The sequence below is a fragment of the Georgenia sp. 311 genome, from assembly GCF_006151955.1.
Lineage (GTDB): Bacteria > Actinomycetota > Actinomycetes > Actinomycetales > Actinomycetaceae > Oceanitalea > Oceanitalea wutianyii.
The window spans coordinates 51,077-71,379 of the sequence record NZ_VDFS01000038.1 but is presented as its reverse complement, the minus strand read 5'-3'; the positions used below and the strand labels follow the sequence as shown (position 1 = coordinate 71,379).

The window sequence follows — 20,303 nt, the reverse complement described above, 5'->3', positions numbered from 1 at the left end:
GCCGCGTCCTACCCTCCTCGGCATGGTCATGGTCATGGTGCGTCGTGTCCGGGGCGCAGCGGCGCTCCCGGTGGAGCTACTACCGGCTCAGCCCTGACTGGGCGCGCACCCTCGTCGCCGAGGCCGGCGTGCGGGCCGGGGACACCGTCGTGGACCTCGGCGCGGGCGCCGGGGCATTGACCGGTCCACTGGTGGACGCCGGCGCCCGGGTCATCGCGATCGAGAAGCACCCGGCGCGGGCGCAGGCGCTGCGCCGCCGCTTCGGTGAGCGGGCCGTCGTCGTCGAGGGGGACATCCGCGACCTGCACCTGCCGCCGCGGCCCTTCCGGGTCGTCGCCAACCCGCCCTTCCACCTCGCGCGGACGGTGGTCGCGCGGCTGCTCGGTGCCCGGCTGCTCGTCGGGGCCGACCTCGTGCTGCGTCGGGACACCGCCGCGAACCTCGCGGGCCGGACGGCGGGCCGCCGCTACGTCGTCGAGCTCGGGCGATCCGTGCCGCGCGCGGCGTTCCGCCCGGCGCCGAGCGTCGACGCGGCCGTCCTGCGGATCCGGCGCCGCTGACGGCGGCCCGGGCACACCGGCTCAGCGGTCGCGCGGTGGCCCGGACCCCGGCACAGTGGGCGCGAGGACGGGAGGGCGTGATGACGAACGAGGAGCCCGGGCGCCGCGGCACCGTCGCGCCCTCGACGTGGGTGGGGCTGGCACTGGCGGTCCTCGCGATCGTGTTCGTGCTGCAGAACCAGGGGCGGGTGACGATCCAGCTCCTGTGGATGAGGGTGGGCGCGCCGATGTGGCTCGTCCTGCTCATCCTCTTCCTCGTCGGGTGGGCGGTGGGCGCTCTCGTGCGTCGACGACGCAGGCGCTGACCCGCGAGCGATTGCCGGGACCCGACGCAGGCCGCACAGTGGGGCGATGGACGAGCAGCCCGACACCCGCGACGTCGTCGTCATCGGAGGGGGCCCGGCCGGACTCTCGGCCGCCCTGGTGCTGGGCCGGGCGCGCCGCACGGTCACCGTCGTGGACGGCGGCCACCCGCGCAACGCCTGCTCCCCGAGCCTGCACGGCTTCCTCACCCGCGACGGCGCCACCCCCGCCGAGTTCCTCGCCGCTGCCCGCCGGGACGTGGCCGGCTACGGGACCGAGCTGGTCGAGGACGAGGTCGTCGCCGTCGCCGGTGGCCCGGACGACTTCCGCGTGACGCTCGCGGGTGGTCGGGTGCTGCGTGCCCGGCGCCTCGTCGCCGCGACCGGGGTGCGCGACGAGCTGCCGGACGTCCCCGGCCTGTCCGAGCGCTGGGGCCGCGACGTCCTCCACTGCCCCTACTGCCACGGCCACGAGGTGCGCGACCGGACCCTCGCCGTCCTCGCCGACGACGCCGAGGGCGCCGTCCACCAGGCCCTGCTCCTCGGGCAGTGGTCCGGCGACGTCGTCCTCCTCCTCCACGGGATCGCCGAGGAGGAGCTCGACGACGACGGGCGTGCGCTGCTCGCCGGGGCGGGGGTCAGCGTCGTCGCCGGACCGGTGGGCTCGCTCGTCGTCGCGGACGACGAGGTCCGGGGCGTGCGTCTGGAGGACGGACGGCAGGTCGCGTGCGAGGCCGTCTTCGTCGCCCCCCGCTTCCGCCTCAACCTCGGGCCGCTCGCCGCGCTCGGCCCGCGGACCGTGGCCGGGGACATGGGCTCGCGCCTCGAGACCGACGACCAGGGCCGCACGACCGTCCCGGGCGTGTGGGCGGCGGGCAACCTCGCCGACCTCTCCGCCCAGGTGCTCGGGGCGGCCGAGCTCGGCTCGCGGACGGCCATCGGGATCAACGGCGAGCTCGTGCTCGCCGACGCTCGGGAGCGGGCCGCCGCCCGGTTCGCGCCGGCTGGCGGGCCACGGCGCCCTGCGATGGAATAGCGGTGGGGGAAGGGGCGTGGCATGCGCTACGTGGTGGGGGCCGACATCGCGGTCGACCTTGCCCGGCGCGGCGCGCGGCCCGGCATCCGCGTCCACCTGCTCGCTCCGACGCTCATCCGCTCGGAGCTGCTCTCCTCGCTCTACCGGCTCGTCCACGACGGCACGCTCACCCGCGCGGATGCCGACCGGTACCTCGACCACATCCACGCGCTGCGGATCCGGCTCCTGGGTGATCGCGTGCTGCAGCGCAACGCGTGGCAGGTGGCCGAGCAGCTGTCCTGGCCGGACACCCTGACGGCGGAGTACGTCGCCCTCACCCGGCTCCAGGCGGACGCCTTCGTCACGCTCGACGCCGCGCTCGCCCAGGCTGCCGCCCGGCTCGTGCGCGTCGCGACGGTGGAGGAGCTCCTCGAGCCCTAGAGGTACTCCTCGGGCTCGTCGTCGGCGAGCAGGCAGCGCAGGCGCACCTGGATCATCTCGTGCTCGGCGCCGAGCTCATCGCGCCACGAGACCGGTCGCAGCACCGTCAGGACCGACTCCACGGTCGCACTCATCTGTCACCTCTCCGGACGTCCTCCCCGAAGGCCGTCTCATCCGGACCATCGGCCGTGGGGGGTCGGACATGAGCGATTCGTCCCGATCGGGCGTCACCCGACGGCGCCTCCGGCGCGCAAGCCGGCGAGGAGGACGGCCACGAGGTGCGGCACGAGGTCGGGGACCTCCTGGTGCACCACCGCGGGCTGCGGCCGGGTGATCATGCCGACGGCGATGACGAGCTCGAGGGGGGTGAGCTCGGCGCGGACGACGCCGGCGGACCGGGCGCCGGCGAGCACCTCGCCGACAGCCGCCAGGGTGCGGTCCTGCGCGTCGCGGACGTCGGGGGTGAGCTCACCGTCGGCGTGCTCGGCGAGCGCCGCGGTGACGGCGCCGAGCTCGAGGTCGACGAGGCGGCCGACGAAGCGGGTCCATGCGGCGTCGGGGTCACGGGCAGCGTCCTCGAGGGCGTCCGTCGCCGCCGCGGCCATGTCGGCGAAGGTCGCGAGGACGACCTCGTCGGCGAGCGCGGCACGGGACTCGAAGTTCCGGTAGAGGGTGGCGATGCCCACACCTGCGGCCGCGGCGACGGTCTCGAGGGGGACGTCGCCGCCCGAGGTTGCGAAGAGATGCCGCGCCTCGCGCAGGATCGCGGCACGTCGGCGGGCGGCGTCGGCGCGCACACGGACCTCCCTGGGACGGCTGGTGAAGGGCTTGACTCCCACGCTAACCGGAGGCGTATCATCCACATAATCGGAGGAAGCACCTCCACTTAGATGATTGGCGCCGTCCGCTCGTGACCGACCTGCTCGCCCAGACAGACATCTCCCCCGATCAGGCGCCCGCGCGCCGCACTCCGCCGCCCTGGGCGAAGATGCTCGGCCTCACCGCCGGGCTCGGCATCGTCCTCGTGCTCCTGCTCGCCGTCTTCATCATGCCCGCCCTCAAGAGCGGGCCCACCGACCTGCCGCTGGGCGTCGTCGCCACCGACGCGACGGCCACCTCGATCGAGGAGACGCTCACCGCCTCCGCGCCCGGCTCCTTCGACCTCGAGCGGTTCGACTCGGCCGACGCGCTCACCGAGGCGGTGCGCGGGCGGGAGGTCGCCGGTGGCTTCGTCGTCGACGGCGCGGGCGTCGAGGCCGTGGTCGCGAGCGCCGGCTCGACGGCGATCTCCTCCACGATCTCGGCGACGGCGGAGATGCTCGCCGCGGCGAGCTCGACCGGGACGACCGTGACCGACGTCGTCCCGCTGCCGGACACCGACCCGACCGGGATCGGCATCGGCGGCCTGGCGTTCCCGCTCGTCTTCGGCGGCATCGTCCCCGCGGTCGCGTTCCGCACGATCTTCCCGCGCAACAACGGCTGGAAGCTCGCCGGGATCCTCACCTTCTCCGTCGTCGGCGGGCTCGTCGTCGCCACCGTGCTGCGGTTCGTCTTCGGCAGCATCGACACGAGCTTCTGGCCGGTCACCGGGGCGATGGCGCTCGGCATCGCATCCCTGGCGATGCCGCTCGCGGGCCTGCAGGAGGCCCTGGGGAGCAAGGGCTTCACGCTGAGCGCGATGGTCATGATGTTCCTCGGCAACCCCCTCGCCGGGATCGCGACGACCTCCGCCTGGCTTCCGCCCGTCCTCGGCACCTTCGGCCAGCTCCTCCCCCCGGGGGCCGCCGGCACCCTCGTGCGCTCGGCCGCCTACTTCGACGGCGCCGGAGGGCTCACCGCGGCGCTCACGCTCGTCACATGGTTCGTCCTCGGGCTCGTCGTCCACACCGTCGGGGTGCGGCGCAAGGCCCGGGCCGCTGCCTGAGGGTCGGCCTCACGGGAGGCCACCGCCTGGCGCTCCGCCGGTGACTCGTCGAACGGCGAGTCGCCGGTCAGCCACGCCCCGAGGAGCAGCGCCCGGCACCGTCCGTGGGTGGGTCTGGACGTCACGGCGTCACGGTGAGCTCGGCCTCGGCGAACGTCCCCGTCGCCTCGACGAGTCCGGTGCCCCCGCCGTCGACGTCCGGGACGGTCACCTCGACGGTGAACGAGCCCGACTCCGACGCGTCGACCGTCGCCAGCGTCACCGGCTCGCGGCCGGGGAGGCTGAACACGATGGCCACGCCCTCGTGCGGTTCCTGGGTCTCGACGGCCACCACGGTCCCGTCCGGGCCGACCCCGCTGACATCCGCGCAGCCGTCGAACAGCCCTTCCCCGGTGACCGTCACCGAGTCTCCGGCGGCAGCCGTCACTGGCTCCACGGACAGGACCGGAGGGGCGCACCCCGCATCCCCACCACTCATGCCGCCCGCGTCGGAGCCGCCTGCGTCGGCGCTGCACGCGACGGCGCTGAGCACGACGGCTGCGGCGAGCACGGTCGTTGTCGACCTCATCGTCATCGCACGGCCCTCTCCTCGACTGTTTCGGAATCTAGCGAGGACCCCTCTGCCCGTCCCACGAATCGCGTATGCCGGGACGGCGACATCGCAGGGTCACACGACCGTGGCCCTGAGCCGACGCAGGGCGGCCCGACCGCACCCTGGCACGGCGACCCGCGCCGAAATCTCCTTGACGGTGACACTGCTGGAGGCTCAAGACTGAGGAGATGGCGCCCCGCGACCTCATGAGGATCAGGACCTTCGCGCGCAGGAGAGCCGTGTCTCCCCGGCGACGCCGGTCGGCCGTTCGCCGTGCCCGCAGAGGTCACCTGGCAGGACGACAGCCTGCGCTTCGCGCCACCCGCGCACCCCAACCTCTCGGACAACCTGCGCCGACTCGGGTCGTTCGGCTCCGCGAGCACACACCTGACGGCAGCCCGAGAGCACGTCGACCAGCCTCTCCGCTCGCGAGACCGGCCCGCTGACCAGGAACAAGGACATCGCATGAGCCAGAGCCTGCGTGACATCGTCACCACCTACATCGACGGCTTCCGGGCCAGTGACCACGAACGGATCCTCGCCACCCTCACCGACGACGTCGAGTGGGTCATCCATGGACACCGGACGACGCGGGGAAAGGCCGAGTTCGACGCCGAGATCGAGAACCCGGCGTTCACCGGCAGCCCGACCCTCGACGTCCAGCACCTCTACGAGGACGGGGACGTCCTCGTCGCCACCGGCGAAGGTGGCGGCGCGACGGTGGCCGACGGGCCGTTCCGCTTCGCGTTCGCCGACGTGTTCACCTTCCGTGCCGGGCTCATCGCGCGCGTGGACTCCTACGTCGTCCCGCTGGGCTGAGCGGCGCACGGCGCGGGCGACACGACCGGACCTGTCCGGACTCCCCACAACCGTGAGGCCTCATCCATCCAGTGACGGCTGTATAGTCAGCGCATGCTGACCAGTACGGACCGTCTCGACGTGATGAACCGGTTGGGCCGCGCGATGGCCGACCCGACCCGGTCACGGATCCTCATGACGCTGCTCGACGGGCCGAGCTACCCAGCCGTGCTCGCCCGTGACCTCGGGCTGACCCGTTCGAACGTGTCCAACCACCTCACCTGCCTGCGCGACTGCGGCATCGTCCTCGCCGAGCCGGAGGGCAGGCAGACGCGGTACGAGATCGCCGACCCGCACCTGGCTCGCGCCCTCACCGCGCTGGTCGACGTCACTTTGGCCGTCGACGTGGACGCGCCGTGCCTCGACAGCGCCTGCCTCGTTCCTGGCTGCTGCGGCGGGAGCGAGTCATGACGGCCGTGATCCCGGCACACCGCCGCGCGACCCTGCACCGGCGCGTGAGGATCATCGTCGGCGTCACCATCACCTACAACGTCCTCGAGGCGGTCGTGGCGATCTGGGCCGGCGCCCTGGCCTCCTCCACCGCGCTCATCGGCTTCGGGCTGGACTCGGTCATCGAGGTCCTGTCGGCTCTCGCGATCGCCTGGCAGTTCACGCGTAAGGACCCTGAGCGGTGGGAGACCGGCACGGTCCGCGCCGTCGGCATCGCCTTCTTCGCCCTGGCCGCCTACGTCGTCGTCGACTCGGTCCTCTCTCTGACCGGAGCCCGGGAGGTCGACTCCAGCCCGCTGGGAATCGGCATCGCCACCCTGAGCCTGATCGTCATGCCCGCGTTGGCCTGGATCGAGCACCGGACCGGCCGCGAGCTGCGGTCCAAGAGCGTGATGGCAGATGCCAGACAGCTCGTCCTGTGCGTCTACCTGTCCGGCACCGTGCTCATCGGCCTGCTCCTCAACACCCTCGTCGGCTGGGACTGGGCAGACTCGGTCGCAGCCCTCGTGGTGGCTTACCTCGCGATCCGCGAGGGCCTCGAAGCCTGGCGCGGGGAGGTCGAATCACCCTTCGAGGTTCTGGAAGAGATGGACGAGGACGACGAACCGAACCCGGGCGACATTCCTGGACGCCTTTCCACCTGAACGACTTTTCTGTCGTTGACGACCCCTGTGTCGCGCACCAATCCTCAGCGCTCCAGCCGGGTCCGTCCGGCATGTTGCAACGCGCGCGCGGAGACCCTCTCGGCCGGGAGCGATCCGTCATGAGTCGTCGACGTCCGGGTTCCTGCGGCCGTCTAGCGGTCCTTTGCCAGGTCGCTGGGGTGGCGGACGGCAAGGTCCAGGCTCATGGCGAGTGTGACCACTGCCCACGTCCCGGCCAGACCGATGCCCCAGAGGACGGGGACGGCCGGGTCGATGTAGTGGGCGGGGAGCGCGAGGGACGCTGTCGCGGCGGACAGTGCAGCGATGCCGGCGATGAGGAGCGTTTCCAGGGTGAGCAGCGTCATGAGTGACGTGGGAGAGGTGCCCGACATGCGGTAGACGGCCAGCTCGCTCGACCGCAGCCGGGTCACGATGGCTGTGGCGATGGCACCCAGGAGGCCGAGCAGCAAGGGCAGCCAGCGGCTGAGCCGCTCGAGGTAGTTGAGGGCTGGGTCGCTCGTGGCAGTGAGGAGTTGGGAATGCTGCACGGACAGGTGACATCTGATTGTGCGACGGTCCCGACGCACTTCGGGCGACTTGTAAGAGGAACCGCTCGCAGTCTCCTGGCAGCGGATCGTCCACAGCATCTCGCCCCGGCCGCCCAGCACGAGAACGCACAGCACCGTGCAACCAGCACCCCGTAACCGCTCACTGACCGACCCACAGTCGGCATCCCGGAGGGCGGCGTTGTGCAGGAATAGCCACGTCGGAGTGGCCGGTTGTGCAGTTTGTGCAGTTTTAGGTCCGAGAGTGCAGTTTTGACGAACTCTCGGCAAACGGCTAATGCGCCATGTCCGTGAAGCGCGAGTAGTGGCCCTGGAAGGCGACGGTGATCGTGTCGGTCGGGCCGTTACGGTGCTTGGCCACGATGATGTCGGCCTCTCCCGGGCGGGAGTCCTTGTCGTAGGCGTCCTCGCGGTGCAGCAGCATGACCATGTCCGCGTCCTGCTCGAGGGAGCCAGACTCACGCAGGTCGCTCATCATCGGCTTCTTGTCGGTGCGCTGCTCGGGGCCACGGTTGAGCTGGGCGACGGCGATGACGGGCACCTCGAGCTCCTTGGCCAGGAGCTTGAGCGCACGGGAGAACTCCGAGACCTCCTGCTGGCGGGACTCCACCCGCTTGCCCGAGGACATGAGCTGGAGGTAGTCGACGACGATGAGGCGCAGGTCGTGGCGCTGCTTGAGCCGGCGGCCCTTCGCACGGATCTCCATGAGCGACATGTTCGGGCTGTCGTCGATGAACAGCGGCGCCTCGGAGACCCGGCTCATCGCCGCGGCGACCTTCGTCCAGTCCTCGTCGCGCATCGTGCCCTTGCGCATGTTCTGCAGCGGCACGCCGGCCTCGGCGGACAGCAGACGCATCGTCAGCTCGGTGCGGCCCATCTCCAGGGAGAAGACCACCGACGTGAGGCCGTGCTTGATCGACGCGGAGCGGCAGATATCGAGCGAGAGCGTCGACTTACCGATGGCGGGACGCGCGGCGACGATGATCATCTGCCCGCCGTGCAGGCCGTTGGTCAGCGCGTCGAGGTCGGCGAACCCGGTCGGCACGCCGACCATGCCCTCCCCGCGGTTCGCGTTGTTCTCGATCTCCTCCATCGTGAGGTTGATCGTGTCCCGCAGCGGGACGTAGTCCTCGCTCGTGCGCCGCTCGGTGACGGCGTACACCTCGGCCTGGGCGGCGTTGACGAGGTCGTCGACCTCCCCGCCGTCGGTCGCGTACCCGAGCTGGGCGATGCGGGTGCCGGCCTCGACCAGCCGCCGCAGCACGGCCTGGTCGCGCACGAGTCGGGCGTAGTAGCCCGCGTTCGCGGCCGTGGGCACCGAGGAGATGAGCGTGTGCAGGTAGGCCGCGCCGCCCACCCGGCCGAGCTCGCCCCGCTTGCTCAGCTCCGCGGCGACGGTGACGGCGTCGGCCGGCTCACCGCGCCCGTAGAGGTCGATGATCGCGTCGTAGACGAGCTCGTGCGCCGGGCGGTAGAAGTCCTGCCCGCGCACCTCCTCGACGACGTCGGCGATGGCGTCCTTGGACAGCAGCATCCCGCCGAGCACGCTCTGCTCCGCGGCGAGGTCCTGCGGCGGGGTGCGGTCGTACAGCTCCCTGCCCGCCGACCTGGACTCCATCACCCTGTCGTCAAGATCCGTCATCCGCCATCCCTCCTGCTCATGGTCTACCTCGGACCTCCGACATCACCGGCCCGTATCGACCCACAGGTGGCCCCGGGGCATCGCTCGGACGCCCGCGCGGGTCACCTGCCGAGCCACCGTACGGGCCGCGCCGACGCGAATCCATCCACGGGTGTGGACAGACCTGGGGACAGATGGTGGATACGGTGGGTCCGGCCGTGCACAGGCGGTGGACAATCGTGTGGATAACACCGGTGCAACTCACCCGGACCCGCGGAATTCCGCGGAACCGCTCGTACACACAGTGTGGAAGGAAACTGGTCGGCACATTGGTGGACAACGTTCCCGGACGGGACGGCGGACGCGTTCTCGACCGGCAGATCCTCGCCCTCGCGGTCCCCGCACTCGGCGCGCTCGTCGCCGAACCGCTCTTCGTCCTCATCGACTCGGTCATGGTCGGGCGCCTGGGCACCGCCGAGCTCGCCGGGCTGTCCCTGTCCTCCACGCTCCTCGTCTCCGTCGTCGGCGTCTTCGTCTTCCTCGCCTACGCCACCACCGCGGCCACCGCCCGGCGCATCGGCGCCGGGGACCGGGCCGGGGCGGTGAGCGCGGGCATCGACGGCATGTGGCTCGCCCTGGGACTGGGGCTGGTCGCCGCGGTGGCGCTCGTCCTCGGCGCCCCGTGGGTCGTCACCGCCCTGGGCGCCGAGGGCGCCGTCGTCCCGCACGCCGTGGACTACCTGCGTTACTCCTCCGCCGGCCTGCCCGGCATGTTCCTCGTCATGGCCGCCACCGGCACGTTGCGCGGCCTGCTCGACACCCGCACCCCGCTCGTCGTCGCCACCCTCGGCGCCGCGCTCAACGTCGCGCTCAACGCCGTCCTCATCTACGGCCTCGGGCTCGGGGTGGCGGGCTCGGGCCTCGGCACCGCGATCACCCAGACCCTCATGGGTCTCACGCTCGGCGTCGTCGTCCTGCGCGGGGCGCGCGGCCTCGCGGTGTCCCTGCGCGCCCGACCCGCCGGAATCTGGGCCAGTGCCCGCTCCGGCGTCCCGCTCTTCGTCCGCACCGTCACGCTGCGCATCGCCATCCTCCTCACCGTCGTCACCGCCACCTCCCTCGGGGCCACCGCGCTGGCCGCCCACCAGGTCGTCAACGCGCTGTGGGGGCTCGCCGCCTTCGCCATGGACGCCCTCGCCATCGCCGCCCAGGCGATGATCGGCCAGGGCCTGGGCGCGGGCGACCGGCCCCGCGTGCGCGCCGTCCTCCGACGGACCCTGCAGTGGGGGGTGGGCTTCGGCGCCGTCATCGGGGTGCTCGTCGCCGCCGGCGGCTGGTGGCTCACCACCCTGTTCACCACCGACCCCGACGTCCGCACCGCGGCCGCCGTCGCGCTCGTCGTCACGGGCCTGACGATGCCGATGGCCGGGTGGGTGTTCGTCCTCGACGGCGTCCTCATCGGCGCCGGGGACGGCAGGTTCCTCGCCTGGGCTGGCGTCGTCACGCTCGTCGTCTACGTGCCACTGCTCGCGGCGGTGTGGATGTGGGCGCCGTCGGGCGGGGCCGGCCTCGCGTGGCTGTGGGCGGCCTTCGCCGGCGGCTTCATGGCCACCCGCGCGGTCACCACCGGGCTGCGCGCCCGCGGCGAGCGCTGGATGGTGCTCGGGGCCTGACGCCTTGGGTGTGGACTCGTGGACCTCACAGGTCCAGAAGTCCACACCGAAGGCGCGTCGCGAGCCGCCCCGGAGACGCCGAACGCCGGGACCGCCTCAGCGGTCCCGGCGTCCTGTGGAGCGGGTCAGGCCTCGACGACCTGGACGGTCACGTTCGCCTGCACCTCGGGGTGCAGACGGACCTGCACGCGGTGCTCGCCGAGCGACTTGATCGGGTTGCCGACCTCGATCTTGCGCTTGTCGACGGACGGGCCACCGGCCGCCTTGACGGCGTCGGCGATCTCGCCGGTGGTCACCGAGCCGAACAGGCGACCACCCGCGCCGGCGCGCACGGCGACGACGACGGGCTTGGACTGCAGCGAGTCACGCGCGGAGCGTGCCTCCTCGACCGAGGCGATCTCGCGGGCCTTGCGGGCCTTGCGGATCTGGTCGATCTGCTTCTGCCCGCCCTTGGTCCACGGGGTCGCCAGACCACGGGGCATGAGGAAGTTACGGGCGTAGCCGTCCTTGACCTCGACGATGTCACCGGCTTCACCGAGGCCGGAGACCTCGTGGGTGAGAATGAGCTTGGCCATTGTCAGTCTCCTCCGGTCAGCGAGCGGAGCTCGCGTAGGGCAGCAGAGCCATCTCGCGGGCGTTCTTGACCGCCTTGGCGATGGCGCGCTGCTCCTGGACGGACACACCCGTCACCCGACGCGCGCGGATCTTGCCGCGGTCGGAGATGAACTTGCGCAGCAGCGCGGTGTCCTTGTAGTCGATGCCCTCGACCTTCGCCGACTTCAGCGGGTTGGCCTTCTTCTTGATGGGCTTGCGAAGTACGGGCTTCGCCATGATGTGCTCCTAGGGGTCTTCGTGCACGGCGCGAGCCGTGCTGTACGTCTGATCAGAAGGGGGGCTCGTCACCGAACGAGCTCGACCCACCCGTGGCCCACGGGTCGTCCGACTGCCCGCCGGCGGGCTGGCCGAAGCCGCCGCCCTGCTGGCCGCCGTAACCGCCGCCCTGCTGGCCACCGCCACCGCCGCCGCCGAAGCCGCCGCCGCCACCGCCCCCACGCTGGGTGCGGGTGACCTTGGCCGTGGCATAGCGGAGCGAGGGGCCGACCTCGTCGACCTGCATCTCCACCACGGTGCGCTTCTCGCCCTCACGGGTCTCGAAGGACCGCTGGACGAGTCGACCCTGGACGATGACACGGTTGCCCTTGGCGAGGGACTCGGCGACGTTCTCCGCCGCCTCCCGCCACACCGAGCAGCGCATGAACAGCGTCTCGCCGTCCTTCCACTCGTTGGACTGCCGGTCGAACGTCCGCGGCGTCGAGGCCACGGTGAAGCTCGCGACGGCCGCACCCGAGGGGGTGAAGCGCAGCTCGGGGTCAGCCGTCAGGTTGCCCACGACGGTGATGACGGTCTCGCCTGCCATGTCGGTCTCCTCTGGGGTGCAGGTGGGGCCGGGAGGCTCAGTGAGCGTCCGGACGGATGAGCTTGGTGCGCAGGACGGACTCGTTGAGTCCGAGCTGGCGGTCGAGCTCCTGAGCGAGCTCCGGCGTCGCCGTCATGTCGACGACGGCGTAGATGCCCTCGGAACGCTTGTTGATGTCGTAGGCGAGGCGACGCTTGCCCCAGATGTCGACCTTGTCGATCTGGCCGCCACCGGTCTTGACGACCGCGAGCAGCTTGTCGAGCGACGGGGCGACCGTGCGCTCGTCGACCTCCGGGTCGAGGATGATCATCAGTTCGTACTGACGCATGCTTGGTACCCACCTCCTTTGGACTTGGCGGTCACGGACGGTCCGTGACAGGAGGGTGATGCGTTCGTCGGCCGCGGCGGGTACGCAGGTACGCACCGACCACGGCCAGCGCACCAGTCTAGCGCACTCCGACCCGGCCCCGGTGCGTCATCCACATCACCCTTGCCGCGCACAATGAGCCCATGACGACGCGCGGCTTCACCTCCGACAACGCCTCCGGCGCCCACCCCGCCGTGCTCGCGGCACTCGTCGCCGCGAACGAGGGCCACGCCCCCTCCTACGGCGCCGACGCCCTCACCGCCGAGCTCGCCGAGCGCACCCGGGAGGTCTTCGGCCCCGACGCCGCGATCTTCCCCGTCCTCAACGGCACCGGCGCGAACGTCGTGGCCCTCACCGCGCTGCTCCAGCGGTGGGACGCCGTCGTCGCCGCAGAGCTCGCCCACGTCGCCACCGACGAGTCGACCGCGCCCCAGCTCGTGGGCGGCTTCGCCCTGCGCACCCTGCCGGCGCCCGGCGGCCGGATCGACCCGGAGGACCTCACCGCCCTGCTCGCGGCGCAGGACGGCAGCGTCCACCACGCCCGCCCCGCCGCGCTCACCCTCACCCAGAGCACCGAGCTCGGCACCGTCTACACCCCGGCGGAGCTCGCCCGGCTCACCGGCCTCGCCCACGCGCACGGCCTGGCCGTCCATGTCGACGGCGCGCGGCTGGCCAACGCCGCCGCCCGTCTCGGCACGTCGCTGCGCGAGCTGACCACCGACGTCGGCGTCGACGTCCTGTCCTTCGGCGCGACGAAGAACGGCGCGCTGTTCGGGGACGCCGTCGTCGTCACCGACCCGGCCCTCGTCGAGCCGGTCGCCCGGCTGCGCAAGGCGAGCACCCAGCTCGCCTCGAAGATGCGGTTCGTCTCGGCCCAGCTCCTCGCGCTGCTCACCGACGACCTGTGGCGCACGATGGCGGCCCAGGCCAACGACGCCGCGGACCACCTGGCGCAGCGGCTGCGCGAGGACCTCGGCATCGAGCCGGTCCACCCGGTCCAGGCCAACGCCGTCTTCCTGCCCGTCCCGCCCGAGCGCCTGGACGATGTCCTCGCCCAGGTGCCGGTCCTCCCGTGGGACCGTCGCACCGGCCTGCTGCGGGCGGTGTGCTCCTTCGACACGACCGAGGAGGACGTCGCCGCGCTCGTCACCGGCCTGCGCCGCGTCCTCGGCTGACGGGGCCGGCGACATGGCGAAGGCCCGCCCCTCCCGGCCGTGAGGCCGAGGAGGGGCGGGCCCAGGTGCGTCCAGGTGGCGTCAGGTGCCGGCGCCGGTCGCGGTGCCGTCGCCCCCGGCGGAGCTGCCGGGGTCCTGCCCGGCGGATCCGCCGGACCCGCCGCCGGACCCACCGCCGGACCCACCGCCGGTCCCGCCGGACCCACCACCGTCAGCGGGTGGCGGCGGCTCGGGCGTCGGGGCCGGGACGGTCGGCTCGGGCGTCGGCTCGGGCGCGGGCTCCGGCGTCGTCGGCTCCGGCTCGGGCTCCGGGGCCGGCGGCTCGGGCGGCGGCTCGGGCGTCGTCGTCGGCTCGGGCGTCGGCTCCGGCGTCGGCTCCTCCGTCGTCGGCTCCTGGGTCGGCTCCGGGACGAACGTCGGGGTCTCCGGCGCGGGCCGCTCCGGGAACTCCTCGACCGGCTCGTCGGCGAGCGCCGCGATCATGAAGTCGCGCCACATCGTCGTCGGGTAGGTCGAGCCGGTGATCGAGGAGTACTCACCGAACGGGGTGAGGCTCTCCTCGGTGCCGTCCTCACCCACCTGGTACATCGCGACGACGGTCGCGAGCTGGGGGGTGTAGCCGGCGAACCAGGCCGAGCGGCCGTCGTTCGACGTGCCGGTCTTGCCGGCCGCGGGACGCTCGAGGCCGCGGGCGCGCACGCCGGTGCCCTCCTCGACGACCTGGGTCATCGCGTAGGTCGCCTCGGCCATGACGTCCGGCTCGAACACCTCGGTGCCGTTGGAGCTGCCGGCGTAGATGACGTTGCCGTCCGCGTCCTGCACCTGGGCGACGATGTAGGGGTTGTGTCGCACACCCTGGGCGGCGAACGTCGCGTAGGCGCGGGCCATGTCGAGGGGGTGCGGCGAGGCCGGGCCGAGCACGTTCGACGGGACTGCCGCCAGGCCCGCCGTGTCCTCCGGCAGGCCGGCGTCGATCGCCGCCTGCACCGACTTCTCCGGTCCGATCTCCGTGTTGAGCAGCGCGTAGGAGGTGTTGACCGACTGCTCGGTCGCCTCGACGAGGTCGATCTCCCCGCGGTTGACGGAGTCGTAGTTGTTCACCGGACGGTCGAAGCCGGGGATCTCCATCGGGGTGTAGCTCGGGAAGCGGGTGCTCAGCGGCACCCCCTCGCGCAGCGCGGCGACGAGCGTGAACGGCTTGAACGTCGAGCCCGCCTGGGCGACGTCCTGGGTGGCCGCGTTGCGCGACTGGGTGACGAAGTCCGGCCCGCCGTACAGCGCGACGATCTGCCCGGAGTCCGGGTCGATCGACACGAGCGCGACGCGGTTGTTCTCCGGCCGGTCCTCCGGCAGCGAGTCGACCACCGCGACCGCAGCCTCCTGCGCGGAGTGGTCGATCGTCGTCGTGATCCGCAGACCGAGGGTGTCGATCTGCTCCTCGCTCATCCCCGCCTTCTCGACGAGCTCCTTGCGGACCATGTCGAGGAGGTAGCCCTCGGGGCCCGCGTAGGTGTCCGAGCGGACGTGCTCGATCGTCTCCGGGAAGGTCTGCTGGGCGGCCTCGTCCTCGGTGATCCACCCGTCCCGGACCATGAACTCCAGGGTGCGCGCCCAGCGCTCCTCGGCCCGCTCGGGGTTGATGGCCGGGTCCCACGCGCTCGGCGCCGGGATGACGCCGGCGAGGAGCGCCGACTCCGAGAGGGTGAGCTCGGAGGCCGGCTTGCCGAAGTATGCCTGCGCGGCGGTCTGGACGCCGTAGGCGTTGCGCCCGAAATAGATGGTGTTGAGGTAGTCCTCGAGGATCTCGTCCTTGGTGAGCTCGCGGTCGATCTTCAGCGCGAGGATCGCCTCGCGGAACTTGCCGACGTAGCTCGTCGTGGTCCCGAGGTAGTAGCGCTCGACGTACTGCTGGGTGAGGGTCGAGCCACCCTGGGTCGCGTTGCCCTGGAGGTTGTTCACCAGGGCACGGCCGATCGCGATCGGGTCCACGCCGACGTTCTCGTAGAAGCGGCGGTCCTCGGAGGCGACGACGGCCTGGCCCAGGTAGTCGGGCAGCGTGTCGAGGTCGACGATCTCGCGGTTGTACTCCGCGAAGCTGCCCATCTCCGTCTCGTCGTCCGCGTAGAAGACGTGAGTGCCCTGCGCCTGGGCGAAGTCGCCCGGCTCGGGGATGTCGGTGGTGGCGTAGGCGGCGACGAGGATGCCGGCGACGACGGCGATGCCGGTGACGACCGTGCCGAGCACGACCCGCCAGCTGGGCAGCCAGCGCCGGACGGGGCCCTTGCCGGCTCGTGGGTAGTCGAAGCGCCGCTTGCGCGTCGTCGTCGTTCCGGCCGACCGGCCGGCGGTGGACCGGGTCCGGCCCTGGGCGCTCGCTGAGCGCCCGGACTCCTTCTTGGCCGCCACGCGTCTCCTCCTCGGCTACGAAATGTGCGGACAGGCTGCCCGACGACCACCCAGTATGGGGTACCGACCGCGGCCCACCAGGGGGTCGGGCGCCCGCGGGGACGGGCCTTCACACGATCCGACCACCCCCTTCGCAGCCGTTCACCGCCGAGGTGAGGCGGCTCACCGCCTCCCCGGCCGCAGACCACACGGCCCGCCCCCGCCCCGCCTGCCGACCCCCGCCGAGGTCGCACATGTCCGTCAACGGTCGCCGGATGGTTCGGCGGGACCGGGACGGAAAGTGCGACCTGGGCGGCAGCCGGAGGACGGGCGAGGGGCGGGCCGGGCGGGTGGCTCAGCGCTCGACGTCGCCGGCGATGAACGCCTCGACGGAGGCCCGGGCGACCTCGTCGTGACGCTGCTCCGGCGGGGACTTCATGAAGTAGCTCGACGCCGAGAGGAGCGGGCCGCCGATGCCACGGTCCAGGGCGATCTTCGCCGCACGGATCGCGTCGATGATGATGCCCGCGGAGTTCGGGGAGTCCCACACCTCGAGCTTGTACTCGAGGTTGAGCGGGACGTCACCGAAGGCCTTGCCCTCGAGGCGCACGTAGGCCCACTTGCGGTCATCCAGCCACTGGACGTAGTCGCTCGGGCCGATGTGGACGTTGCGCGGGGCCAGCTCGCCCTCGATGTTCGAGGTGACGGCCTGGGTCTTGGAGATCTTCTTCGACTCGAGGCGGTCGCGCTCGAGCATGTTCTTGAAGTCCATGTTGCCGCCGACGTTGAGCTGGTAGGTCCGCTCCAGCCGCACGCCGCGGTCCTCGAAGAGCTTGGCGAGCACGCGGTGGGTGATCGTGGCGCCCACCTGGGACTTGATGTCGTCCCCGACGATCGGCACACCGGCCGCGGTGAACTTGTCGGCCCACTCCTTGGTGCCGGCGATGAAGACGGGCAGCGCGTTGACGAAGGCGACCCCGGCGTCGATGGCGCACTGCGCGTAGAAGCGGGCGGCCTCCTCCGAGCCCACCGGCAGGTAGCAGACGAGGACGTCGACCTGCGCGTCCTTGAGCGCGGCGACGACGTCGACCGGCTCGGCGTCGGACTCCTCGATCGTCTCGGAGTAGTACTTGCCGAGGCCGTCGAGGGTGTGGCCGCGCTGGACCACGACGCCCGTCGTCGGGACGTCGCAGAGCTTGATGGTGTTGTTCTCGCTCGCGTCGATGGCCTCGGCGAGGTCGAGCCCGACCTTCTTCGCGTCGACGTCGAAGGCAGCGACGAACTCGACGTCGTGCACGTGGTAGTCCCCGAAGGTCACGTGCATGAGGCCGGGGACGGACTCCTGCGGGTCGGCGTCGGCGTAGTACCGCACGCCCTGGACCAGCGAGGAGGCGCAGTTGCCCACGCCCACGATCGCCACACGGATAGAACTCATTCCTGCTCCTTCGATGAGGTGGTGGACGGGGCGGCGCCCTCGTCCGGTCGGTCCGGGGACGGCGGGCCGGCCGCCGGGCCGGGAGGTCGTAGGTCGAGCGCGCCGGGGGTGCCGCGCTCGGTGTCGATGAGGTTCTCCAGCCACTCGACCTCACGCTCGACCTGCTCCAGGCCGTGGCGGACGAGCTCGGCGGTGTAGGAGTCCATCCGCTCCCGGGCGCGCTGGGTGGACTCGCGCAGCATGGCGAGGCGCTCGAGCATGCGGGCGCGGCGGCCCTCGAGGATGCGCAGCCGGGTGCGGGCGTCGGTGACACCGAAGAGCGTGAAGCGGACGTCGAAGGCCTCGTCGTCCCACGCCGCGGGCTCGGCCGTGGCCAGGGTCCGGGCCAGGCGTTCGCGTCCGGCGTCGGTGAGCCGGTAGACGATGCGCGCCCGTCGCCCGGCGAGCGCGTGGGGCAGCGTGTCGCCGTTCGCCTGGGTGATGAGCCCGGCCTCGGTGAGTCGGCGCAGCGCCGGGTAGAGCGAGCCGTAGGACAGCGTGCGGAAGGCGCCGAGCTGGGCGCTCAGCCGCCGGCGCAGCTCGTAGCCGTGCATGGGGACCGAGCCGAGCTGGCCGAGGATGGCGAGCTCGAGCACGTCGGCGCGGGTGCTCATCGGCGGTCCCCCTTCCTCGTGTCTATGTATCGCTGCGATATATCGGGCCGAGCCTAGCGCACCGGGTGAGCGCGTCCGGACGTCCGCCGCTGCGCCCCTCTGACCGGCCGCGCGGCGCGGAACCTGCCACGAAGTGCCGTGCCGAGGCCCTCACGACGCCCGAGGTGCGGCGTGTCGCGGGCGTGTCGGGGACTTCGTGGCAGAAAGGGCGGCGCCGACCTCGGCCGGAGCCGGACGCACGCCGCCGGGCCACGGCCCCGCCGGGCCGGGCGCGCCCCGCGGGCCCTCGGATAACCTGCTGCGGTGCTGTCCCGAGGTGTGACCCGACCATGAGCGTGCTGTCCGACCTGCGCACGCTCGTCGTGCACCCAGGCTTCCGCAAGCTCTTCACCGTGCGACTCGTCTCCCAGTGCGGGGACGGCATGTTCCAGGTCGGGCTCGCCACGCTCTTCTTCTTCAGCCCGCAGAACATGGCGACGGCGGGCGGTGTCGCGACCGCGTTCGCCGTGCTGCTCCTGCCGTTCACGGTCGTGGGGCCGTTCGCCGGGCCGCTGCTCGACCGGTGGCGGCGCCGGCAGGTGCTGCTCGTCGGCAACGCGGTGCGGGTGGTCCTCGCGATCGTCCTCGCGGTCCTCATCGGCACCGGCGGGGTGAGCACCCTCGTCTACGTGCTCGCGCTCGTCACGCTCGGCATCAACCGCTTCCTCCTCGCGGCACTGTCGGCCGGCCTGCCCCGGGTCGTCCCGCGCGACCAGCTGCTCATCGCCAACACCCTGACGCCGACGCTCGGTGCGGTGTCGGCGGCCGCCGGTGCCGTCCTCGGCCTGCTCGTCGGGTTCCTCGTCCCCGACGCCGTCACCGACTCCGCGTCCCTCGTGTGCGCGGGCCTGCTCTTCGGGGCCGCCTCCGCCCTCGCGCTGCGGCTCGGGCGCGACGAGCTCGGCCCGACGACGCCGGCCCGGGTCGGGGTCTCCGACGCCGTCCAGCGCACGCTGCGTGAGCTCGGCGACGGCGCGCGCTACCTCGTGCGCCGCGGCACCCCGGGCCTGGGCCTGGGCGTCATGGCCGTCCACCGCTTCCTCTACGGCGTCAACTTCATGGCGCTCATCCTCATCTCGCGCAACCTGCTCTCCGACCCCACCGACGCCCGCGCCGGGCTCGCCACGTTCGGGCTGCTCACCGGGATCTCCTTCGCCGGCAACGGACTGGCGATCGTCCTCACGCCGCTCGCCCACGAGCGGATGTCCCCGTCCCGGTGGATCGTCGTGTGCCTGGGCGCCGGGGCGGTGAGCCAGCTCCTCCTCGTGACGACCCCGCTCATGGGGGTGGTCGCGGCCTCCGCCGTGCTTCTCGGGCTCAGCGTTCAGGGCGCGAAGATCGCCGTCGACACGATCGTCCAGCGCGACACCCACGACGACTACCGCGGCCGCGCGTTCTCCCTCTACGACGTCCTGTACAACGCGGCGTTCGTCGGTGCGGCGGCGCTCGGGGCGGCCGCCCTGCCGGACACCGGCTGGTCCCGGCTCGTCTTCGCCGTGCTCGCCGTCGTCTACGTCGTCGTCGCGCTGCTCTACCGCGGTGGGACGGCCCGGATCCAGGACACGGCGCGGCCCGTCCTCGCCGCGGAGGCACCCGGTCCCGGGACCCGGTCACGGACGGACGGCGACGCCGCGGCGGAGTAGCGTGCCGCGCATGACCGACGCCTTCGCCGACCTCCTCGCCGCCAACCGCCGCTACGCCGACGACTTCGCGCTGTCCGGGTTCGACGGCGTCGCCCGCGCCGGCGTCGCCGTCGTCACCTGCATGGACTCGCGCATCGACCCGCTCGGGATGATCGGGCTGGTCCCCGGCGACGCGAAGATCCTGCGCAACCCGGGCGGGCGGGTCACCGACCAGGTGCTCGTCGCCCTCGTCCTCGGGGTCAACCTCCTCGGGGTGGAGCGGGTGCTCGTCATCCAGCACACCCGCTGCGCGATGGCCTCGCGCTCGGAGGAGGAGCTGCAGGCGGAGATCAGCCGCCGGCAGGGCCAGGACGCGACGTGGATGTCCCTCGGGGTCATCACCGACCAGCTCCGCTCGATCCGCGCGGAGGTCGCCAAGGTGCGCGCCCACCCGCTCATCCCCGACACGGTCGAGGTGGGCGGGTTCCGCTACGACGTCGACACCGGCCTGCTCGAGCCCGTCGCCTGACCGGCGCTCACCCCCCTCACCACCCGCCGAGAGAG

Annotated in this window: 24 protein-coding genes; 12 read left to right on the top strand and 12 right to left on the bottom strand. The window is 72.2% G+C overall.

Features of this window, described 5'->3' with window-relative positions; all coding sequences use genetic code 11:
* The first annotated feature begins 44 nt into the window (after nucleotides 1-44).
* The 4 genes from FHE66_RS07215 (at nucleotide 45) to FHE66_RS07200 (ending at nucleotide 2,318) form a co-directional block, all read left to right on the top strand.
* Nucleotides 45-560 (top strand): rRNA adenine N-6-methyltransferase family protein, encoded by a 516-nt coding sequence (locus tag FHE66_RS07215; RefSeq protein ID WP_218013647.1) that lies wholly within the window; start codon nucleotides 45-47, stop codon nucleotides 558-560.
* An 80-nt stretch (nucleotides 561-640) separates the two neighbouring features.
* Nucleotides 641-865: a LapA family protein gene (locus FHE66_RS07210; protein ID WP_139072287.1), complete on the top strand. Its 225-nt coding sequence runs from the start codon at nucleotides 641-643 to the stop codon at nucleotides 863-865.
* A 46-nt stretch (nucleotides 866-911) separates the two neighbouring features.
* Nucleotides 912-1,898, top strand: a complete 987-nt coding sequence (locus tag FHE66_RS07205) for an NAD(P)/FAD-dependent oxidoreductase (protein ID WP_139072286.1) — start codon at nucleotides 912-914, stop codon at nucleotides 1,896-1,898.
* Between the two features lie 21 nt (nucleotides 1,899-1,919).
* Nucleotides 1,920-2,318, top strand: a complete 399-nt coding sequence (locus tag FHE66_RS07200; RefSeq protein ID WP_139072285.1) for a type II toxin-antitoxin system VapC family toxin — start codon at nucleotides 1,920-1,922, stop codon at nucleotides 2,316-2,318.
* On the opposite strand, the gene FHE66_RS15455 is transcribed toward FHE66_RS07200, so the two are convergent.
* Together FHE66_RS15455 and FHE66_RS07195 are read right to left on the bottom strand one after the other, a co-directional pair.
* On the bottom strand, nucleotides 2,315-2,452 hold the full coding sequence (locus tag FHE66_RS15455; protein WP_176554689.1) for a hypothetical protein: 138 nt from the start codon (nucleotides 2,450-2,452) through the stop codon (nucleotides 2,315-2,317). The two genes, FHE66_RS07200 and FHE66_RS15455, sit on opposite strands and share 4 nt — an antisense overlap.
* 93 nt (nucleotides 2,453-2,545) lie before the next feature.
* Nucleotides 2,546-3,157, bottom strand: coding sequence for a TetR family transcriptional regulator (locus FHE66_RS07195; RefSeq protein ID WP_218013646.1), 612 nt, complete (start codon nucleotides 3,155-3,157; stop codon nucleotides 2,546-2,548).
* Nucleotides 3,158-3,228: 71 nt separating this feature from the next.
* On the opposite strand from FHE66_RS07195, the gene FHE66_RS07190 reads away from it, so the two are divergent.
* Nucleotides 3,229-4,242, top strand: coding sequence for a hypothetical protein (locus FHE66_RS07190; RefSeq protein ID WP_218013645.1), 1,014 nt, complete (start codon nucleotides 3,229-3,231; stop codon nucleotides 4,240-4,242).
* 121 nt (nucleotides 4,243-4,363) lie between these two features.
* Here the strand turns inward: FHE66_RS07190 and FHE66_RS07185 are convergent, their stop codons facing one another.
* The gene (locus FHE66_RS07185) at nucleotides 4,364-4,678 is read right to left on the bottom strand and encodes a hypothetical protein (protein ID WP_218013644.1); all 315 of its coding nucleotides are present in this window, start codon (nucleotides 4,676-4,678) and stop codon (nucleotides 4,364-4,366) included.
* Nucleotides 4,679-5,299: 621 nt separating this feature from the next.
* Between FHE66_RS07185 and FHE66_RS07180 the strand changes: the two genes are divergently transcribed.
* The 3 genes from FHE66_RS07180 (at nucleotide 5,300) to FHE66_RS07170 (ending at nucleotide 6,786) form a co-directional block, all read left to right on the top strand.
* On the top strand, nucleotides 5,300-5,653 hold the full coding sequence (locus FHE66_RS07180) for a nuclear transport factor 2 family protein (protein ID WP_139072283.1): 354 nt from the start codon (nucleotides 5,300-5,302) through the stop codon (nucleotides 5,651-5,653).
* Between the two features lie 93 nt (nucleotides 5,654-5,746).
* On the top strand, nucleotides 5,747-6,103 hold the full coding sequence (locus FHE66_RS07175) for a helix-turn-helix transcriptional regulator (RefSeq protein WP_139072282.1): 357 nt from the start codon (nucleotides 5,747-5,749) through the stop codon (nucleotides 6,101-6,103).
* Nucleotides 6,100-6,786: a cation diffusion facilitator family transporter gene (locus tag FHE66_RS07170; protein ID WP_139072281.1), complete on the top strand. Its 687-nt coding sequence runs from the start codon at nucleotides 6,100-6,102 to the stop codon at nucleotides 6,784-6,786. The genes FHE66_RS07175 and FHE66_RS07170 overlap by 4 nt, the downstream gene beginning before the upstream one ends.
* Nucleotides 6,787-6,938: 152 nt before the next feature.
* Here FHE66_RS07170 and FHE66_RS07165 read toward each other — a convergent pair whose 3' ends face one another.
* On the bottom strand, nucleotides 6,939-7,334 hold the full coding sequence (locus FHE66_RS07165; protein ID WP_139072280.1) for a hypothetical protein: 396 nt from the start codon (nucleotides 7,332-7,334) through the stop codon (nucleotides 6,939-6,941).
* Nucleotides 7,335-7,626: 292 nt separating this feature from the next.
* On the bottom strand, nucleotides 7,627-8,994 hold the full coding sequence (gene dnaB, locus FHE66_RS07160; RefSeq protein ID WP_139072279.1) for a replicative DNA helicase: 1,368 nt from the start codon (nucleotides 8,992-8,994) through the stop codon (nucleotides 7,627-7,629).
* 311 nt (nucleotides 8,995-9,305) lie between these two features.
* Between dnaB and FHE66_RS07155 the strand changes: the two genes are divergently transcribed.
* Nucleotides 9,306-10,646, top strand: a complete 1,341-nt coding sequence (locus FHE66_RS07155) for an MATE family efflux transporter (RefSeq protein WP_230976468.1) — start codon at nucleotides 9,306-9,308, stop codon at nucleotides 10,644-10,646.
* A gap of 125 nt (nucleotides 10,647-10,771) precedes the next feature.
* On the opposite strand, the gene rplI is transcribed toward FHE66_RS07155, so the two are convergent.
* Genes rplI through rpsF form a run of 4 tightly spaced genes read right to left on the bottom strand, consistent with a single transcriptional unit; the run spans nucleotide 10,772 to nucleotide 12,391 of the window.
* On the bottom strand, nucleotides 10,772-11,221 hold the full coding sequence (gene rplI / locus FHE66_RS07150) for a 50S ribosomal protein L9 (protein ID WP_139072277.1): 450 nt from the start codon (nucleotides 11,219-11,221) through the stop codon (nucleotides 10,772-10,774).
* A gap of 16 nt (nucleotides 11,222-11,237) precedes the next feature.
* Complete coding sequence (gene rpsR, locus FHE66_RS07145) at nucleotides 11,238-11,477, bottom strand: 30S ribosomal protein S18 (protein WP_139072276.1); 240 nt, start codon at nucleotides 11,475-11,477, stop codon at nucleotides 11,238-11,240.
* 52 nt (nucleotides 11,478-11,529) lie between these two features.
* Nucleotides 11,530-12,063 carry a single-stranded DNA-binding protein gene (locus FHE66_RS07140; protein WP_139072275.1) on the bottom strand — a complete coding sequence of 178 codons (534 nt, stop codon included), beginning with the start codon at nucleotides 12,061-12,063 and terminating at the stop codon, nucleotides 11,530-11,532.
* Between the two features lie 37 nt (nucleotides 12,064-12,100).
* Nucleotides 12,101-12,391: a 30S ribosomal protein S6 gene (gene rpsF / locus FHE66_RS07135; RefSeq protein WP_139072274.1), complete on the bottom strand. Its 291-nt coding sequence runs from the start codon at nucleotides 12,389-12,391 to the stop codon at nucleotides 12,101-12,103.
* A 182-nt stretch (nucleotides 12,392-12,573) separates the two neighbouring features.
* On the opposite strand from rpsF, the gene FHE66_RS07130 reads away from it, so the two are divergent.
* On the top strand, nucleotides 12,574-13,605 hold the full coding sequence (locus FHE66_RS07130; RefSeq protein ID WP_139072273.1) for a low specificity L-threonine aldolase: 1,032 nt from the start codon (nucleotides 12,574-12,576) through the stop codon (nucleotides 13,603-13,605).
* A gap of 81 nt (nucleotides 13,606-13,686) precedes the next feature.
* Here FHE66_RS07130 and FHE66_RS07125 read toward each other — a convergent pair whose 3' ends face one another.
* From FHE66_RS07125 to FHE66_RS07115, 3 genes are all read right to left on the bottom strand, one after another.
* The gene (locus FHE66_RS07125; protein WP_218013643.1) at nucleotides 13,687-16,011 is read right to left on the bottom strand and encodes a transglycosylase domain-containing protein; all 2,325 of its coding nucleotides are present in this window, start codon (nucleotides 16,009-16,011) and stop codon (nucleotides 13,687-13,689) included.
* 334 nt (nucleotides 16,012-16,345) lie between these two features.
* Entirely contained in the window at nucleotides 16,346-17,425 is a 1,080-nt protein-coding gene (locus tag FHE66_RS07120) for an inositol-3-phosphate synthase (protein WP_139072272.1), read from the bottom strand.
* A complete protein-coding gene (locus tag FHE66_RS07115; protein WP_139072271.1) occupies nucleotides 17,422-18,078 on the bottom strand; it encodes a PadR family transcriptional regulator in 657 nt (218 codons plus the stop codon). The genes FHE66_RS07120 and FHE66_RS07115 overlap by 4 nt, the downstream gene beginning before the upstream one ends.
* A gap of 329 nt (nucleotides 18,079-18,407) precedes the next feature.
* Between FHE66_RS07115 and FHE66_RS07110 the strand changes: the two genes are divergently transcribed.
* Together FHE66_RS07110 and FHE66_RS07105 are read left to right on the top strand one after the other, a co-directional pair.
* Nucleotides 18,408-19,760: an MFS transporter gene (locus FHE66_RS07110; RefSeq protein WP_139072270.1), complete on the top strand. Its 1,353-nt coding sequence runs from the start codon at nucleotides 18,408-18,410 to the stop codon at nucleotides 19,758-19,760.
* Between the two features lie 10 nt (nucleotides 19,761-19,770).
* Nucleotides 19,771-20,268: a carbonic anhydrase gene (locus tag FHE66_RS07105; RefSeq protein WP_139072269.1), complete on the top strand. Its 498-nt coding sequence runs from the start codon at nucleotides 19,771-19,773 to the stop codon at nucleotides 20,266-20,268.
* Nucleotides 20,269-20,303 lie beyond the last annotated feature (35 nt).

Bases quoted from the DNA above. Each gene is read 5' to 3' on its own strand.
- FHE66_RS07175 (WP_139072282.1), top strand. From the start codon at position 5,747: ATGCTGACCAGTACGGACCGTCTCGACGTGATGAACCGGTTGGGCCGC.
- FHE66_RS07205 (WP_139072286.1), top strand. From the start codon at position 912: ATGGACGAGCAGCCCGACACCCGCGACGTCGTCGTCATCGGAGGGGGC.
- rpsF (WP_139072274.1), bottom strand. From the start codon at position 12,391: ATGCGTCAGTACGAACTGATGATCATCCTCGACCCGGAGGTCGACGAG.
- dnaB (WP_139072279.1), bottom strand. From the start codon at position 8,994: ATGACGGATCTTGACGACAGGGTGATGGAGTCCAGGTCGGCGGGCAGG.
- FHE66_RS07130 (WP_139072273.1), top strand. From the start codon at position 12,574: ATGACGACGCGCGGCTTCACCTCCGACAACGCCTCCGGCGCCCACCCC.
- rplI (WP_139072277.1), bottom strand. From the start codon at position 11,221: ATGGCCAAGCTCATTCTCACCCACGAGGTCTCCGGCCTCGGTGAAGCC.
- FHE66_RS07105 (WP_139072269.1), top strand. From the start codon at position 19,771: ATGACCGACGCCTTCGCCGACCTCCTCGCCGCCAACCGCCGCTACGCC.
- FHE66_RS07120 (WP_139072272.1), bottom strand. From the start codon at position 17,425: ATGAGTTCTATCCGTGTGGCGATCGTGGGCGTGGGCAACTGCGCCTCC.
- FHE66_RS07115 (WP_139072271.1), bottom strand. From the start codon at position 18,078: ATGAGCACCCGCGCCGACGTGCTCGAGCTCGCCATCCTCGGCCAGCTC.
- FHE66_RS07180 (WP_139072283.1), top strand. From the start codon at position 5,300: ATGAGCCAGAGCCTGCGTGACATCGTCACCACCTACATCGACGGCTTC.
- FHE66_RS07170 (WP_139072281.1), top strand. From the start codon at position 6,100: ATGACGGCCGTGATCCCGGCACACCGCCGCGCGACCCTGCACCGGCGC.
- FHE66_RS15455 (WP_176554689.1), bottom strand. From the start codon at position 2,452: ATGAGTGCGACCGTGGAGTCGGTCCTGACGGTGCTGCGACCGGTCTCG.
- FHE66_RS07210 (WP_139072287.1), top strand. From the start codon at position 641: ATGACGAACGAGGAGCCCGGGCGCCGCGGCACCGTCGCGCCCTCGACG.
- FHE66_RS07200 (WP_139072285.1), top strand. From the start codon at position 1,920: ATGCGCTACGTGGTGGGGGCCGACATCGCGGTCGACCTTGCCCGGCGC.
- rpsR (WP_139072276.1), bottom strand. From the start codon at position 11,477: ATGGCGAAGCCCGTACTTCGCAAGCCCATCAAGAAGAAGGCCAACCCG.
- FHE66_RS07140 (WP_139072275.1), bottom strand. From the start codon at position 12,063: ATGGCAGGCGAGACCGTCATCACCGTCGTGGGCAACCTGACGGCTGAC.
- FHE66_RS07110 (WP_139072270.1), top strand. From the start codon at position 18,408: ATGAGCGTGCTGTCCGACCTGCGCACGCTCGTCGTGCACCCAGGCTTC.